We start from the raw sequence: 12,789 nt of genomic DNA, 5'->3' as shown, positions 1-12,789 counted from the left end.
TCGCTTGCTAACTCGAGGTGGCGTATATTACGCTTTCCTCTTTCAGAGTCAACCCTAATTTTCAGGATTTTTTCTCTTTCTTCCCGGCCGCTGTGTGAAGTGAATCACTTGCGCCGTGTCGATGGAGGCGCATTATAGGGATCCGAGTTTTTTGCACAACCCCTTTTTTGATCTTTTCTTTCTGTTTGCACACTTTTCAGCCCTTCCGGGTGGATCTTGTGCGATCAGGGCCATTTTCCGCAGGATCCGGCGCTGAGATTGGTTGTAATTCCATCGTCAGAGTCTAGTATTGCCGGTAAATATGATCCCGAGGTGAGGCAGCACTATGTCCGATGCAGTACGTTCTTATCTTCAATACACCCCTAAACTCGGTCAGCGCGTCCTGATCGATCCTTCCAGCGTCGTCATCGGCGACGTCGATCTGGCGGATGACGTCAGTATCTGGCCGCTGGTCGCCATCCGCGGCGACGTCAATGCGGTAAAGATCGGCGCACGCAGCAATATTCAGGACGGCAGCGTACTGCACGTGACTCATCGCTCCGAACATAACCCTGACGGTTATCCCCTGCTGATTGGAGAAGACGTGACCGTGGGCCATAAAGCGATGCTGCACGGCTGCGCCATCGGCAACCGAGTGCTGGTCGGTATGGGATCGATCCTGTTGGACGGTGCAGTAATAGAAGACGACGTGATGATTGGCGCCGGCAGTTTAGTGGCGCCAGGCAAACGTCTGGCCAGCGGCTATCTCTATATGGGTAGCCCGGCACGCCAGATTCGGCCGTTAACCGCCGCCGAGTTGGAAGGGTTGCTTTATTCTTCGAACAACTATGTACGCTGGAAAGATGAATACCTGTCGGAAGACATCTGACAGCCCCCCGTTCCCTATAAAGAGAACGGGGCGGGATTTATGCCGCCAGTTCGCTGCGCAGCTGGCGCAATACCGGCTCGATCTCTGGCATTACGCCGTGCCAAAGCAGGAAGGCATGCGCCGCCTGCCCCACCAGCATACCCAGCCCATCGGCATATTCCGTTGCCCCCTGCTTCTGCGCCCAGGCTAGAAACGGCGTGACGCCCTGCTGATAAAACATGTCATAGCAACGGGTTTGCGCGTTAACTACGCCCGCAGGCAACGCCGGGATCTCCCCGCTGATGCCGGACGCCGTCGCATTGATCACCAGATCGAACGCTTGCTGATCACATTGATCCATCGGCGCCGCCGAGATCTCACCCAGATGCCGGAAAACGTCGGCCAGCTCCCGAGCTCGGCTGAAGGTACGGTTGGTGATTGTTAACCGGCAGCCGAAAGACAGCAGCGGCAGGATCACACCGCGCGCCGCACCGCCGGCGCCCACCAGCAGAATGCGATCCTGCGGCCGGATCAATTGCTGACGCTGCAGATCGGTCAGCAAACCGATGCCGTCGGTGTTATCCCCCAATAGATCGCCATTCGGCAACACCTTCAGAGTATTGACCGCACCAGCCATCGCTGCGCGCTCGCTCAGCTCAGAAGCGGCCGAATAAGCTCGCTCCTTGAAAGGCACCGTGACGTTCGCCCCCAGCCCTCCGGCATGGATAAACGCCTGCAGGCTGGTTTCAAAACCGTCCAGCGGCGCCAGCACTGTTCCATAAGGATGCTCAATGCCGGTCTGGGCAGCAAACAGCGCATGAATTCGCGGCGACTTGCTGTGGCCGATAGGGTTGCCAAATACCGCAAACTTCTCCATGCCTATTACCTCTAGCCCTGACGGATCTGTTCGCCGGTCAGAACATCTCTGATTTCGGAAGGATTAAGACGGCCGCCCACCTCGCCGGCCAATACCGGGAAAGCTTCGCCGAATTGCCGTGTAACCTCATCGGCACTGCGGCACGGCTCCAGCCCGCTGAGATTGGCGCTGGTCGACACCAGCGGCTTGCCGTACTGCCGGCACAGCAGCTGCACCAACGGATGATCGCTGACGCGCACCGCCAGCGAGCTGAAGCGCCCGGTCAACAAACGCGGCGTCTCCGGGCGAGCAGGCAACACCCAGGTTACCGGCCCAGGCCAGCTGGCAAACATCGTCGTGCGCTGCTGTTCGCTGAGCGCACTGTCGTCGATATAAGGTTTAAGCTGCGCATAGTCGGCGGCGATCAGAATCAGCCCCTTTTCCCACGGCCGCTGTTTCAGCGCCAGCAATGCATTGACCGCCTGTTCGCTGTCGGGATCGCAACCCAGGCCGAATACGGCTTCGGTAGGATAGGCAATCACCTGCTGTTGATGCAAAGCATCGATGATAGATAAAAGGTTCGGGCTTAATTCTGAGTTCATGATGTGATTATTCTGTAGTCGCGACGGGTTTTCCGCACAGCTTGCTGGCGCAGCACAGGACGGGCCCTTTTGCCGTGCGCTTTTCCATCAGCAGCGGATAATGGCAATAGGCGCATTCACCGGCGACAGGTTTAACATTGAGGGCGAACTGGCATTCCGGGTAACGATCGCAGGAATGAAAAACCTTGCCGTAACGCGACTTGCGCTGCAGCAGTTTGCCTTGGCCGCACTGCGGACAGGTAATGGCGGTTTCATCAGGCTTATCGATCACTTCAGTGTGATCGCATTGCGGATAATCGCTGCATCCGATAAACATGCCATAGCGCCCCTGGCGCAGCACCAACGTCGCCTGACACTTCGGGCACGGTTGCCCATCCAACACTTTGACGATATGCCCATCGGCCTGCGCTTTCAGCGGGCGAATATATTGGCATTCAGGATACTGGGAACAGCCGAGGAAGGGGCCGTGGCGACCGCTACGGATCACCAGCTCGGCCCCGCATTCCGGGCAGGGTTCATTTTGCCTGGCGGCAAAAATCGCGTTTTTTGTCATAACGTCTTCTATGCGCGTTATCGGCTCAATGCAGATAACCTTCGTTCACTTCAAACAACAGTTCTTCCATTTGCTGATAGGCGCTTTCATATCCGGGGATATTAAACAGCACCATCAACACGACCCATTTCAGATCTTCGAGATCGAATTCCGCATTATCCAAAGCCATAACGCGATCGATAACCATTTCACGGGTTTCGAGGTTCAATACCTGAATCTGTTCCAGGAACAGGAGAAAACCACGGCAGCCGGCGTCCAAACGCGCACCTTCCTCTTCGGTATAGATCCGCATTGCCAGCGGATCGGCATCCATAAAGTAAGGGGCATTTTGACCTTCTTGCAGGTCAGCCAACTTCTCAAGCCAATTCAACGCGTTATAGATATCATCCCGATGAAACCCCGCCTGAGCGAGATCATCGGTCAGTTGATCCTGATCGACGCGCATCTCTGGTTCATTGTGGATATAAGTTTCAAACAAGTACATGAGTACGTCGAACATGGCTTGCCCTCCTTATTCGGACATAGCCGCCGGGTACAGCTGCGATCCACCCTGCTAACTCCAGTTCGAGTAACTTGATTACCACCACTGGCACAGGTTGGCCGGCACGTTCAGCGACGACGTCAACAGGTGTCACCTCATCTCCTACGTTAGCCAACACATCGGCAAATGGCAATTCAACTTCAGCCTGCGACGCACAAATAGTTGTATTTTCGTTCAGTGACAGCCATTGAAGGCCGCTTCCCAGCAATTCGGCGATATCTTTCGGCCCGGTGACCAGATGCGCACCCTGCTGGATTAACCAATGCGTCCCCTCACTCATCGGGTTTCCCAATGGCCCAGGCAAGGCGAACACCTCACGCCCCTGCTCCAACGCATAGCGAGCCGTCACCAAGGTACCGCTGCGCAGCGAAGCCTCTATGACCAGAACGCCCAGGCTGAGCCCGCTGATAATACGGTTACGGCGAGGAAAATGGTCGGCCAGAGGCAAGTCGGTGACTAAATGATCTGAAATCACAGCGCCGCCCTGCTCGACTATCTGCTCCGCGAGCCGGCGGTGCCGGCGCGGATAGATATTGCCCAGCCCGCTACCCAACACCGCAATCGTGCAGCCACCGGCCGCCAGCGCCGCACGATGGCAAATACCGTCGATGCCGATAGCCAGACCGCTGGTGATGGTGAAGCCGCAACGCGCCAATTCCTCGGCAAAATGGTTAGCCCAACGTTCGCCGTAGTGGCTGAACTGCCGGCTGCCAACCATGGCGAGCTGCGGGTGCAACAACGCCTGAGGATCGCCCTCGATCAGCAAAAATAGCGGCGCATCGTCGATCTGGGCCAGGCGTTCGGGATAGCCGGCCGCCCCATAGTTCAGCATACGGTGCGCCGGCAGCTCCAACCAACGCAGGCTGGCCGACAGATAACCGGGATCCAACTGGTTGAACTGCGTCTGCTGCCGTTCGTTCAATCCCAGCTCATGCAGCACGCGGCGAGGCTCGCAACCCATTTGCGATAGCTGCTGCACGATCCGGCTGGCCACGACGGTCTGTAGCCCCGTTACCCCTCGCATCCGTAAAGCGATCTCTTCCGGCCGCATCGTCTGTTCCCTCAGCAAAAACGGTGGTATTACCAATCTGAGCAATTGGTGCACAATGCTGTCAATCAGGTCGGGAAATGTCTAGAATAGAGGTTAAACCTCGTTCATTACTCGGATACAGATCTAAAGATATATGTCAGTCTTGCAGGTATTACATTTCCCAGACGAGCGTCTGCGCAAAGTCGCAGCGCCGGTAAAAGAAGTCAATGCAGATATCCAGCGCATCGTGGATGATATGTTTGAAACCATGTACGCAGAGGAAGGCATTGGCTTGGCTGCGACTCAGGTGGATATCCATCAGCGCATTATCGTGATCGACGTCTCCGAGAATCGCGATCAGCGCCTGGTGCTGATCAACCCGGAGCTGCTGGAAAAAAGCGGCGAAACCGGCATCGAGGAAGGCTGTCTTTCCATTCCCGAGCAGCGTGCGTTAGTGCCGCGCGCCGCGCAGGTGAAGATCCGCGCACTGGATCGTGAAGGCAAACCTTTCGAACTGGAAGCGGACGACCTGTTGGCGATCTGCATCCAGCACGAGATGGATCACCTGATGGGCAAACTGTTCGTCGATTACCTGTCGCCGCTCAAGCGTCAGCGCATTCGTCAGAAACTGGAAAAAATGGCCAAGCTTCAAGCCCGCGCCTAACCGATCAGGAAATCAACGTGTCTGACTCTTTACGGATTATTTTCGCCGGAACACCAGACTTCGCAGCGCGTCATCTTGACGCGCTGTTGTCATCTGAGCACCAGATTGTCGGCGTTTTTACCCAGCCCGACCGCCCGGCAGGCCGCGGCAACAAGCTGACGCCCAGCCCGGTCAAAGTGCTGGCCGAGCAGCACCAACTGCCGGTATTTCAGCCCAAATCGCTGCGTCCCGAAGAGAACCAGCGCCTGGTGGCCGATCTCAACGCCGACGTGATGGTGGTAGTGGCCTACGGGCTGATCCTGCCGCAGGCGGTGCTGGATATGCCGCGTCTCGGTTGCATCAACGTACATGGCTCGCTGCTGCCTCGCTGGCGCGGCGCGGCGCCGATCCAGCGTTCGCTCTGGGCCGGTGACAGCGAAACCGGCGTGACCATCATGCAGATGGACGTCGGTCTCGATACCGGTGACATGATGCACAAGATTGCTTGCCCGATTGAGAGCAGCGATACCAGCGCCAGTCTCTACGACAAGCTGGCACAGCTCGGCCCGCAGGGCATGTTGACTACGCTGCACCAAATGGCAGACGGCAGCGCCACCCGCGAAGTTCAGGATGAAGCGCTGGTCACCTACGCCGAGAAACTGAGCAAAGAAGAAGCTCGTCTGGACTGGACACTGTCCGCCGCACAGCTGGAGCGCTGCATCCGCGCCTTCAACCCTTGGCCGGTCAGCTATTTCACCATCGACGATCAACCGGTGAAAGTGTGGCAGGCCAGCGTACTGGCGCAAAGCGCCAACGCGGAGCCAGGCACCGTTGTCCATGCCGACAAGCACGGTATTCAGGTGGCGACTGCCGACGGTATCCTCAACCTGATCCAACTGCAGCCCGCCGGCAAGAAACCGATGTTGGCGCAAGACCTATTAAATTCACGTCGTGAATGGTTTACCCCGGGTAACCGGCTGTAAGTCACCCCACAGCCCGGCCGTTCATCGTCGGGCCGTTATTTTCTTAATGCCGATCGTTATCAGCTTCAGCCTATGAAAAATAATTACAATCTCCGCAGCATCGCTGCCAAAGCCATCGGCCAGGTACTGGATCAAGGGCAGTCGCTAAGCACTGTCCTGCCGGCACTGCAAACCTCCATCAGCGATAAAGACCGCGGGTTGCTGCAGGAACTGTGCTTCGGCACGTTACGTGTACTGCCGCAGCTTGAATGGTGTATTCAACAATTGATGGCCAAGCCGCTGACCGGCAAGCAGCGTACGCTGCACTATTTGCTGATGGTCGGCTTGTATCAGCTGTTGTATACCCGTATCCCGGCGCACGCCGTGCTGGCAGAAACCGTGGAAGGCGCGGTAGCGCTGAAACGCCCGCAGTTGAAAGGCCTGATTAACGGTGTCTTGCGGCAGTTCCAGCGCCAGCAGGAAGAGCTGCTACAGCGCGCTGTCAACAACGACAGCCGCTATCTGCACCCGAGCTGGTTGCTGAAACGCATTCAACAAGCTTATCCCGCCAACTGGGAACAGATCGTCGACGCCAATAACCAGAAGCCACCAATGTGGCTGCGCGTCAACCGCCTGCATCACAGCCGCGAAGCTTACCTGCAGCTGTTGACCGACACCGGCATCGCCGCGGAGCCTCATGCAGACTATGCCGACGCAGTGCGGTTGCTGGCGCCTTGCGCCGTGGCCGATCTGCCTGGGTTCGCCGACGGCTGGGTCACCGTGCAAGATGCCTCAGCCCAGGGCTGTGTCGATCTGTTGGATCCGCAAGACGGCGAACAGATCCTCGATTTGTGCGCCGCTCCTGGCGGCAAAACCACGCATATTCTGGAAGCGGCGCCGAAAGCGCACGTCATGGCCGTCGATATCGACGAACAGCGTCTGGCACGGGTGAAGGAAAACCTGCAGCGCCTGCGTTTGCACGCAGAAGTTAAGCTGGGCGATGGCCGCACTCCGCAACAATGGTGCGGTGACAAACAGTTCGACCGTATCCTGTTGGACGCGCCTTGTTCCGCTACCGGCGTGATCCGCCGTCACCCCGACATCAAATGGCTGCGCCGCGATCGCGACATCGCCGAACTCGCCGCGCTTCAGGCCGAGATCCTGGAAGCCGTCTGGCCGCATCTGAAATCGGGCGGCGTGATGGTTTACGCCACCTGCTCTATCCTGCCGGATGAAAACAGCAGCCAGATCGCCGCGTTCTTGCAGCGCCACGCCGATGCCAAGCTGGTTGAAACCGGCGATGCGCAGCGGCCAGGACGGCAGAATATTCCGCATCCCGAGGACGGCGATGGCTTCTTTTACGCTAAGCTGATTAAAATGTAATTCTTCAGGGCGTGCTCGCGCGCCCTGAGTCTTTCAGTGTGAAGCAGAGAACACGATGAAAATAATTATTCTTGGTGCCGGTCAGGTTGGCGGGACGCTGGCGGAAAACCTGGTGGGTGAAAACAACGACATCACCGTCGTCGATACCGATTCCGGCCGGTTACGTCAGCTGCAGGATAAATTCGATCTTCGGGTGGTTCAGGGGCATGGTTCCCACCCTCGAGTGCTGCGCGAAGCCGGCGCAGAAGACGCCGACATGCTGGTTGCCGTCACCAACTCTGACGAAACCAACATGATCGCCTGCCAGATCGCCTATTCTCTGTTTAATACTCCCAACCGTATCGCCCGCATCCGCGCGCCGGAATACATCCGCGAGTCGGAGAAACTGTTCCTGCCGGAAGCGGTGCCAATCGACCATCTGATTTCGCCGGAGCAGCTGGTCATTGACTATATCTACAAGCTGATTGAGTACCCCGGGGCCCTGCAGGTGGTCAACTTCGCAGAAGGCAAGGTCAGCATCGCCGCGGTTAAAGCCTATTACGGCGGCCCGCTGGTCGGCAATGCGCTCTCTTCAATGCGCGAACACATGCCGCATATTGACACCCGCGTCGCCGCTATTTTCCGCCAGGATCGGCCGATCCGTCCGCAAGGCTCGACCATTATCGAAGCCGGTGATGAAGTGTTCTTCGTCGCCGCCTCACAGCACATCCGCGCGGTGATGAGCGAACTGCAGCGGCTGGAAAAACCGTATAAGCGCATCATGATCGTCGGCGGCGGCAACGTCGGCGCCGGCCTGGCCGCCAAACTAGAAAAAGACTACAACGTCAAACTGATCGAGCGGAATCAGCAACGCGCCGCCGAACTCGCCGAACAGCTGCACGATACCATCGTGTTCTACGGCGATGCCTCCGATCAGGAACTGCTGGCCGAAGAGCACGTCGAGCAGGTGGATGTTTTCATCGCCATCACCAACGACGATGAGGCCAACATCATGTCCGCCATGCTGGCTAAGCGCATGGGCGCCAAGAAGGTAATGGTATTGATCCAGCGCCGCGCCTATGTCGATCTGGTGCAGGGCAGCGTGATTGATATCGCCATTTCGCCGCAGCAGGCGACCATCTCCGCCCTGTTGGGGCACGTGCGCAAAGCGGATATCGTCAGCGTTTCGTCGCTGCGCCGCGGCGTGGCGGAAGCGATCGAGGCGATTGCCCACGGCGATGAAAGCACGTCCAAAGTGGTCGGCCGCATCGTCGAAGATATCAAGTTGCCACCGGGGACGACCATCGGTGCGATCGTGCGTGGCGACGACGTGATCATTGCCAACGGCAACAGCAAAATCGAACAGGGCGATCACGTCATCATGTTTATTACCGACAAGAAATTCGTGCCTGACGTTGAACGCTTGTTCCAACCGAGCCCGTTCTTCTTGTAGAACGAATTTATTTGGCTATGGTCTATAATCGCGTGGTTGTTCTCTGCCTTGGGAGGAGATAAAACTTCTCTCCTTTTGTGGCAAAGGGAAATTGCTTTGTTAAACTTGAGTTATTAATTCTGCAAGGGGTGCGTTCTATGAGTATGTTGAAAGAGTTTCGCGAATTTGCCATGCGTGGCAACGTGGTCGATCTGGCCGTCGGTGTGATTATCGGTGCCGCATTCGGCAAGATCGTTTCGTCCTTCGTGGCTGATATCATCATGCCACCGCTGGGCTTACTGATCGGCGGCGTCGACTTTAAACAGTTCCATCTGGTATTACGTGAAGCTCAGGGCGCCGTACCGGCGGTGGTAATGAACTACGGTTCATTCATCCAAACCGTATTCGACTTCGTGATTGTCGCCTTCGCCATCTTCCTGGCGATTAAATTGATGAACAAAATGCGCCGCAAACAAGAAGAAGTGCCCGCAGCGCCGCCGGCACCTACCGCAGAAGAGAAACTGCTGACGGAAATCCGTGATTTGCTGAGCCAGCAACAGCAGCCAAAACTGTAAGACAGCGTTTGGTTATGCCAATAAAAAGCCACCTGATGAAGGTGGCTTTTTTAATACTTAAAACCAGAAGGCCAGTGGTAAATTATCGCTTGATACTTTACCACTGGCCTCCCAGTTACCGCCTTTGTTGTGTTTTTCTTTACGCCGATAGCTGCCTTTACCTTTCACATTCTTTTCTACCCGCTGACGGAATAGAGGATCATGCAGCAGCGCCTCAATGGCGTTATCTTGAATCTGGCCTTTGGTGTGACGATATTTCGTCATGATAATGCTCCTGTAAAATATGAGGGATAAAACGGGGCGATAATACTGCCGGCGATATAAAAATTAAAGTGCCGTCAGCAACCTTTTTTGCCTTTGTCATCGCTGGCGCCCTGTTCCAAAGCTTCCAGGATCGAACAATAATTGCTGGTATGGGCAGTGCCACAGCAGGCGTCGCTCAGCCGCTTCAACGATTCACGCATACGCGTCAGCTCAGCCAACTTACTTTCCACTTCGCTCAGGCGCGCATCAACGATCGACTTTGACTCCTGGCAGGTATGATGCTCAGGATCGACGCGGATCGACAGCAGCTCAGCGATCGTTTCCAGAGTAAATCCCAACTGCTTAGCATAGCGAATAAAGCGCAGCCGTTGAAGATCCTGCTCGGTGTAGAGTCGATAACCGCCCTCGGTGCGGACATTGTGATCCATCATGCCCTGCTTTTCATAGTAACGCACGGTATCAGGCGTTACTTCGGCAAGCTTGGCCAACTGACCTATCTTGAACATTACTGCTCCTCTCGGGTGAACTTGCCATCCAGTGCGCATTGATATTCACCATGCAAGAAATCCGTGCTTATCCCAGCCTGACGCAATCGATGTTCCAACAGCAACATGCGCTTGCTGAGATCGACATAGTCTGGATGCTCACTGTTGATCCCTTGCAGTAAGCGAGCAACAGTTAGCGCCTCTTTGCGATCTTCCAGTTCCGGTGGCAAGTAACCGGCATTTTTCAGCAGACGGTAACCGGCGCGCAGTTCAGCCGGCACCGCGCTATCGTCTTCCAGCGCTAATGGTTGTCCCTGGCCGGGCAAATTGTCGAACTCGCCTTTATCTTGGGCATCAAGGATATGACGTTCCGCCCATTGATCGAGCAACCCCATGGCAAACAGCCTCGGTTAGCCTAATGATTAAGCCTTAGCATAGCGGATAGGGGCGAGGATCTTAAGCACAGCGGGGGAATTGCGCACATTTGGCTGGATTTGGACGTAAAAAAACCGGGCAAGCCCGGTTTTTTTACGCGTCTACAGATTACTCTGCAGTTGCCACTTCTGCTTGAGACTCAGCACGATCAACCAGCTCGATGTATGCCATCGGCGCGTTGTCGCCTGCGCGGAAGCCACACTTCAGAATGCGAGTGTAACCACCGGCACGGCTCGCGAAACGCGGGCCCAGCTCGTTAAACAGTTTTGCCACGATCTCGTTATCACGAGTACGGGCGAATGCCAGACGACGATTAGCTACGCTGTCGGTCTTGGCAAGAGTAATCAGCGGCTCAACAACGCGACGCAGCTCTTTTGCTTTTGGCAGGGTCGTCTTGATGATCTCATGACGAACCAAAGAGCCGGCCATGTTACGGAACATAGCCTGGCGATGGCTGCTGTTACGGTTCAGTTGACGACCACTCTTACGATGGCGCATGACCTTATCCTTCTCAGTAAAACCTTAACCTGTGATCCGGTTACTCGTCAGCAATGCTTGCCGGCGGCCAGTTTTCCAGGCGCATGCCCAGAGACAGACCACGTGAGGCCAGCACGTCTTTAATCTCGGTAAGAGATTTTTTACCCAGGTTTGGCGTTTTCAGCAACTCAACCTCGGTACGCTGTACCAGATCACCGATGTAGTGGATAGCTTCTGCCTTGAGGCAGTTAGCAGAGCGGACAGTCAATTCCAGATCGTCAACAGGGCGCAGCAAGATCGGATCGAACTCTGGTTTCTCTTCTTTAACTTCCGGCTGACGTACATCACGCAGGTCAACGAAAGCTTCAAGTTGTTCAGCCAGAATGGTGGCCGCACGGCGGATCGCCTCTTCAGGATCGATCGTGCCATTGGTCTCCATCTCGATGACCAGCTTATCCAAGTCAGTACGCTGTTCTACACGCGCAGCTTCAACATTGTAGGCGATACGCTCTACAGGGCTGTAGCAGGCGTCAACCAACAGACGACCGATTGGGCGCTCATCTTCTTCCGAATGAATTCGGGCAGAAGCCGGCACATAACCGCGACCGCGCTGAACTTTGATACGCATGCTGATAGCCGCGTTCTCATCAGTCAGGTGGCAAATCACGTGCTGAGGCTTGACGATTTCGACATCACCATCATGGGTGATGTCGGCAGCGGTCACAGGGCCAATGCCAGATTTATTCAGGGTAAGAATAACTTCGTCTTTGCCTTGAACTCTCACCGCCAGCCCTTTCAGGTTGAGCAGGATCTCCAGGATATCTTCCTGTACGCCTTCTTTGGTGCTGTACTCATGCAGTACACCATCAATCTCAACCTCGGTCACCGCGCAACCCGGCATAGATGAAAGCAGAATACGGCGCAGTGCGTTGCCAAGAGTATGGCCAAAGCCACGCTCTAAAGGCTCAAGGGTCACCTTGGCGTGCGTCGAACTGACTTGCTCGATATCTACCAGGCGCGGTTTTAGAAACTCTGTCACAGAACCCTGCATTGTGTCCTCTCTTTGGTACTAAGCTTTACTTGGAGTAAAGCTCGACGATCAGGTGTTCGTTAATGTCCGCAGACAGATCGGTACGTTCAGGCATACGCTTGAACACGCCTTCCATCTTAGCAGCATCAACTTCCAGCCAAGTCGGCTTTTCACGCTGCTCAGCCAGCTCCAGAGAAGCTTTAACACGAGACTGCTTTTTAGCTTTCTCGCGGATGCTGACTACGTCATTCGGAGATACCTGATAAGAAGCGATGTTAACAACGTGACCGTTTACCATAACTGCTTTGTGGCTAACCAGCTGACGTGACTCTGCACGAGTAGCGCCGAAGCCCATACGGTAAACAACGTTGTCCAGACGACCTTCCAGCAGCTGCAACAGGTTTTCACCGGTGTTGCCCTTCAGGCGGGTTGCTTCTTTGTAATAGTTACGGAATTGACGCTCCAGAATGCCGTACATACGGCGAACTTTCTGCTTCTCACGCAACTGAACACCGTAATCAGACAGACGCGGTTTACGCGCACCGTGCTGACCAGGTGCTTGTTCAATTTTACACTTGGAATCGATCGCGCGAACGCCAGACTTAAGGAACAGGTCTGTGCCCTCACGACGGCTCAGCTTGAGCTTAGGACCCAAATATCTTGCCATTTTCTTTCTCCAACAATCCTAAAAGCTG

At 55.6% G+C, this 12,789-nt stretch carries 17 protein-coding genes; 6 read left to right on the top strand and 11 right to left on the bottom strand.

The genetic code is table 11. The annotated features are described in order from the left end of the window. Nucleotides 1-325: 325 nt before the first annotated feature. Entirely contained in the window at nt 326-868 is a 543-nt protein-coding gene (locus FOT55_RS14265) for a gamma carbonic anhydrase family protein (RefSeq protein ID WP_025304486.1), read from the top strand. 37 nt (nt 869-905) lie between these two features. Here FOT55_RS14265 and aroE read toward each other — a convergent pair whose 3' ends face one another. The 5 genes from aroE to dprA are packed head-to-tail and all read right to left on the bottom strand — an operon-like array spanning nt 906 to nt 4,450. Then, complete coding sequence (gene aroE / locus FOT55_RS14260; RefSeq protein ID WP_147823595.1) at nt 906-1,724, bottom strand: shikimate dehydrogenase; 819 nt, start codon at nt 1,722-1,724, stop codon at nt 906-908. 11 nt (nt 1,725-1,735) lie between these two features. Next, on the bottom strand, nt 1,736-2,305 hold the full coding sequence (tsaC, locus tag FOT55_RS14255) for an L-threonylcarbamoyladenylate synthase type 1 TsaC (protein WP_049203938.1): 570 nt from the start codon (nt 2,303-2,305) through the stop codon (nt 1,736-1,738). Between the two features lie 7 nt (nt 2,306-2,312). Continuing rightward, nucleotides 2,313-2,858: a DNA topoisomerase family protein gene (locus FOT55_RS14250; protein WP_025304489.1), complete on the bottom strand. Its 546-nt coding sequence runs from the start codon at nt 2,856-2,858 to the stop codon at nt 2,313-2,315. 25 nt (nt 2,859-2,883) lie between these two features. Continuing rightward, a complete protein-coding gene (smg, locus tag FOT55_RS14245; protein ID WP_025160381.1) occupies nt 2,884-3,357 on the bottom strand; it encodes a DUF494 family protein Smg in 474 nt (157 codons plus the stop codon). Further along, complete coding sequence (gene dprA / locus FOT55_RS14240) at nt 3,329-4,450, bottom strand: DNA-protecting protein DprA (RefSeq protein WP_043138824.1); 1,122 nt, start codon at nt 4,448-4,450, stop codon at nt 3,329-3,331. Before dprA ends, smg begins: the two co-directional genes overlap by 29 nt. A 133-nt stretch (nt 4,451-4,583) precedes the next feature. Here dprA and def point away from each other — a divergent pair, with 133 nt between their 5' ends. The 5 genes from def (at nt 4,584) to mscL (ending at nt 9,403) form a co-directional block, all read left to right on the top strand. Further along, entirely contained in the window at nt 4,584-5,093 is a 510-nt protein-coding gene (gene def, locus FOT55_RS14235; RefSeq protein WP_015379260.1) for a peptide deformylase, read from the top strand. Between the two features lie 17 nt (nt 5,094-5,110). Then, nucleotides 5,111-6,055 (top strand): methionyl-tRNA formyltransferase, encoded by a 945-nt coding sequence (fmt, locus tag FOT55_RS14230; protein ID WP_025304491.1) that lies wholly within the window; start codon nt 5,111-5,113, stop codon nt 6,053-6,055. A 72-nt stretch (nt 6,056-6,127) separates the two neighbouring features. Further along, nucleotides 6,128-7,417 (top strand): 16S rRNA (cytosine(967)-C(5))-methyltransferase RsmB, encoded by a 1,290-nt coding sequence (gene rsmB / locus FOT55_RS14225; protein WP_089181397.1) that lies wholly within the window; start codon nt 6,128-6,130, stop codon nt 7,415-7,417. A 55-nt stretch (nt 7,418-7,472) separates the two neighbouring features. After that, the gene (trkA, locus tag FOT55_RS14220; protein ID WP_004929716.1) at nt 7,473-8,849 is read left to right on the top strand and encodes a Trk system potassium transporter TrkA; all 1,377 of its coding nucleotides are present in this window, start codon (nt 7,473-7,475) and stop codon (nt 8,847-8,849) included. Between the two features lie 137 nt (nt 8,850-8,986). Further along, nucleotides 8,987-9,403 carry a large-conductance mechanosensitive channel protein MscL gene (gene mscL, locus FOT55_RS14215; protein WP_049208534.1) on the top strand — a complete coding sequence of 139 codons (417 nt, stop codon included), beginning with the start codon at nt 8,987-8,989 and terminating at the stop codon, nt 9,401-9,403. 57 nt (nt 9,404-9,460) lie between these two features. On the opposite strand, the gene FOT55_RS14210 is transcribed toward mscL, so the two are convergent. From FOT55_RS14210 to rpsD, 6 genes are all read right to left on the bottom strand, one after another. Continuing rightward, entirely contained in the window at nt 9,461-9,667 is a 207-nt protein-coding gene (locus FOT55_RS14210; protein WP_025304494.1) for an alternative ribosome-rescue factor A, read from the bottom strand. Nucleotides 9,668-9,741: 74 nt separating this feature from the next. Then, nucleotides 9,742-10,173, bottom strand: coding sequence for a Zn(2+)-responsive transcriptional regulator (zntR, locus tag FOT55_RS14205; RefSeq protein WP_016930321.1), 432 nt, complete (start codon nt 10,171-10,173; stop codon nt 9,742-9,744). Next, complete coding sequence (locus tag FOT55_RS14200; protein ID WP_147823594.1) at nt 10,173-10,547, bottom strand: DnaJ family domain-containing protein; 375 nt, start codon at nt 10,545-10,547, stop codon at nt 10,173-10,175. Before FOT55_RS14200 ends, zntR begins: the two co-directional genes overlap by 1 nt. A 148-nt stretch (nt 10,548-10,695) precedes the next feature. Beyond that, nucleotides 10,696-11,085: a 50S ribosomal protein L17 gene (rplQ, locus tag FOT55_RS14195; RefSeq protein WP_004929726.1), complete on the bottom strand. Its 390-nt coding sequence runs from the start codon at nt 11,083-11,085 to the stop codon at nt 10,696-10,698. Between the two features lie 40 nt (nt 11,086-11,125). Beyond that, the gene (locus tag FOT55_RS14190; RefSeq protein ID WP_002919219.1) at nt 11,126-12,115 is read right to left on the bottom strand and encodes a DNA-directed RNA polymerase subunit alpha; all 990 of its coding nucleotides are present in this window, start codon (nt 12,113-12,115) and stop codon (nt 11,126-11,128) included. A gap of 25 nt (nt 12,116-12,140) precedes the next feature. Continuing rightward, nucleotides 12,141-12,761, bottom strand: coding sequence for a 30S ribosomal protein S4 (gene rpsD, locus FOT55_RS14185; protein ID WP_025304496.1), 621 nt, complete (start codon nt 12,759-12,761; stop codon nt 12,141-12,143). Nucleotides 12,762-12,789 lie beyond the last annotated feature (28 nt).

Source organism: Serratia bockelmannii, assembly GCF_008011855.1.
Lineage (GTDB): Bacteria > Pseudomonadota > Gammaproteobacteria > Enterobacterales > Enterobacteriaceae > Serratia > Serratia bockelmannii.
This window is presented reverse-complemented; position numbering and strand designations above follow the sequence as displayed.

Bases quoted from the DNA above. Each gene is read 5' to 3' on its own strand.
- mscL (WP_049208534.1), top strand. From the start codon at position 8,987: ATGAGTATGTTGAAAGAGTTTCGCGAATTTGCCATGCGTGGCAACGTG.
- FOT55_RS14265 (WP_025304486.1), top strand. From the start codon at position 326: ATGTCCGATGCAGTACGTTCTTATCTTCAATACACCCCTAAACTCGGT.
- dprA (WP_043138824.1), bottom strand. From the start codon at position 4,450: ATGCGGCCGGAAGAGATCGCTTTACGGATGCGAGGGGTAACGGGGCTA.
- aroE (WP_147823595.1), bottom strand. From the start codon at position 1,724: ATGGAGAAGTTTGCGGTATTTGGCAACCCTATCGGCCACAGCAAGTCG.
- rplQ (WP_004929726.1), bottom strand. From the start codon at position 11,085: ATGCGCCATCGTAAGAGTGGTCGTCAACTGAACCGTAACAGCAGCCAT.
- smg (WP_025160381.1), bottom strand. From the start codon at position 3,357: ATGTTCGACGTACTCATGTACTTGTTTGAAACTTATATCCACAATGAA.
- FOT55_RS14210 (WP_025304494.1), bottom strand. From the start codon at position 9,667: ATGACGAAATATCGTCACACCAAAGGCCAGATTCAAGATAACGCCATT.
- FOT55_RS14190 (WP_002919219.1), bottom strand. From the start codon at position 12,115: ATGCAGGGTTCTGTGACAGAGTTTCTAAAACCGCGCCTGGTAGATATC.
- trkA (WP_004929716.1), top strand. From the start codon at position 7,473: ATGAAAATAATTATTCTTGGTGCCGGTCAGGTTGGCGGGACGCTGGCG.
- rsmB (WP_089181397.1), top strand. From the start codon at position 6,128: ATGAAAAATAATTACAATCTCCGCAGCATCGCTGCCAAAGCCATCGGC.
- tsaC (WP_049203938.1), bottom strand. From the start codon at position 2,305: ATGAACTCAGAATTAAGCCCGAACCTTTTATCTATCATCGATGCTTTG.
- def (WP_015379260.1), top strand. From the start codon at position 4,584: ATGTCAGTCTTGCAGGTATTACATTTCCCAGACGAGCGTCTGCGCAAA.
- FOT55_RS14200 (WP_147823594.1), bottom strand. From the start codon at position 10,547: ATGGGGTTGCTCGATCAATGGGCGGAACGTCATATCCTTGATGCCCAA.
- rpsD (WP_025304496.1), bottom strand. From the start codon at position 12,761: ATGGCAAGATATTTGGGTCCTAAGCTCAAGCTGAGCCGTCGTGAGGGC.
- FOT55_RS14250 (WP_025304489.1), bottom strand. From the start codon at position 2,858: ATGACAAAAAACGCGATTTTTGCCGCCAGGCAAAATGAACCCTGCCCG.
- zntR (WP_016930321.1), bottom strand. From the start codon at position 10,173: ATGTTCAAGATAGGTCAGTTGGCCAAGCTTGCCGAAGTAACGCCTGAT.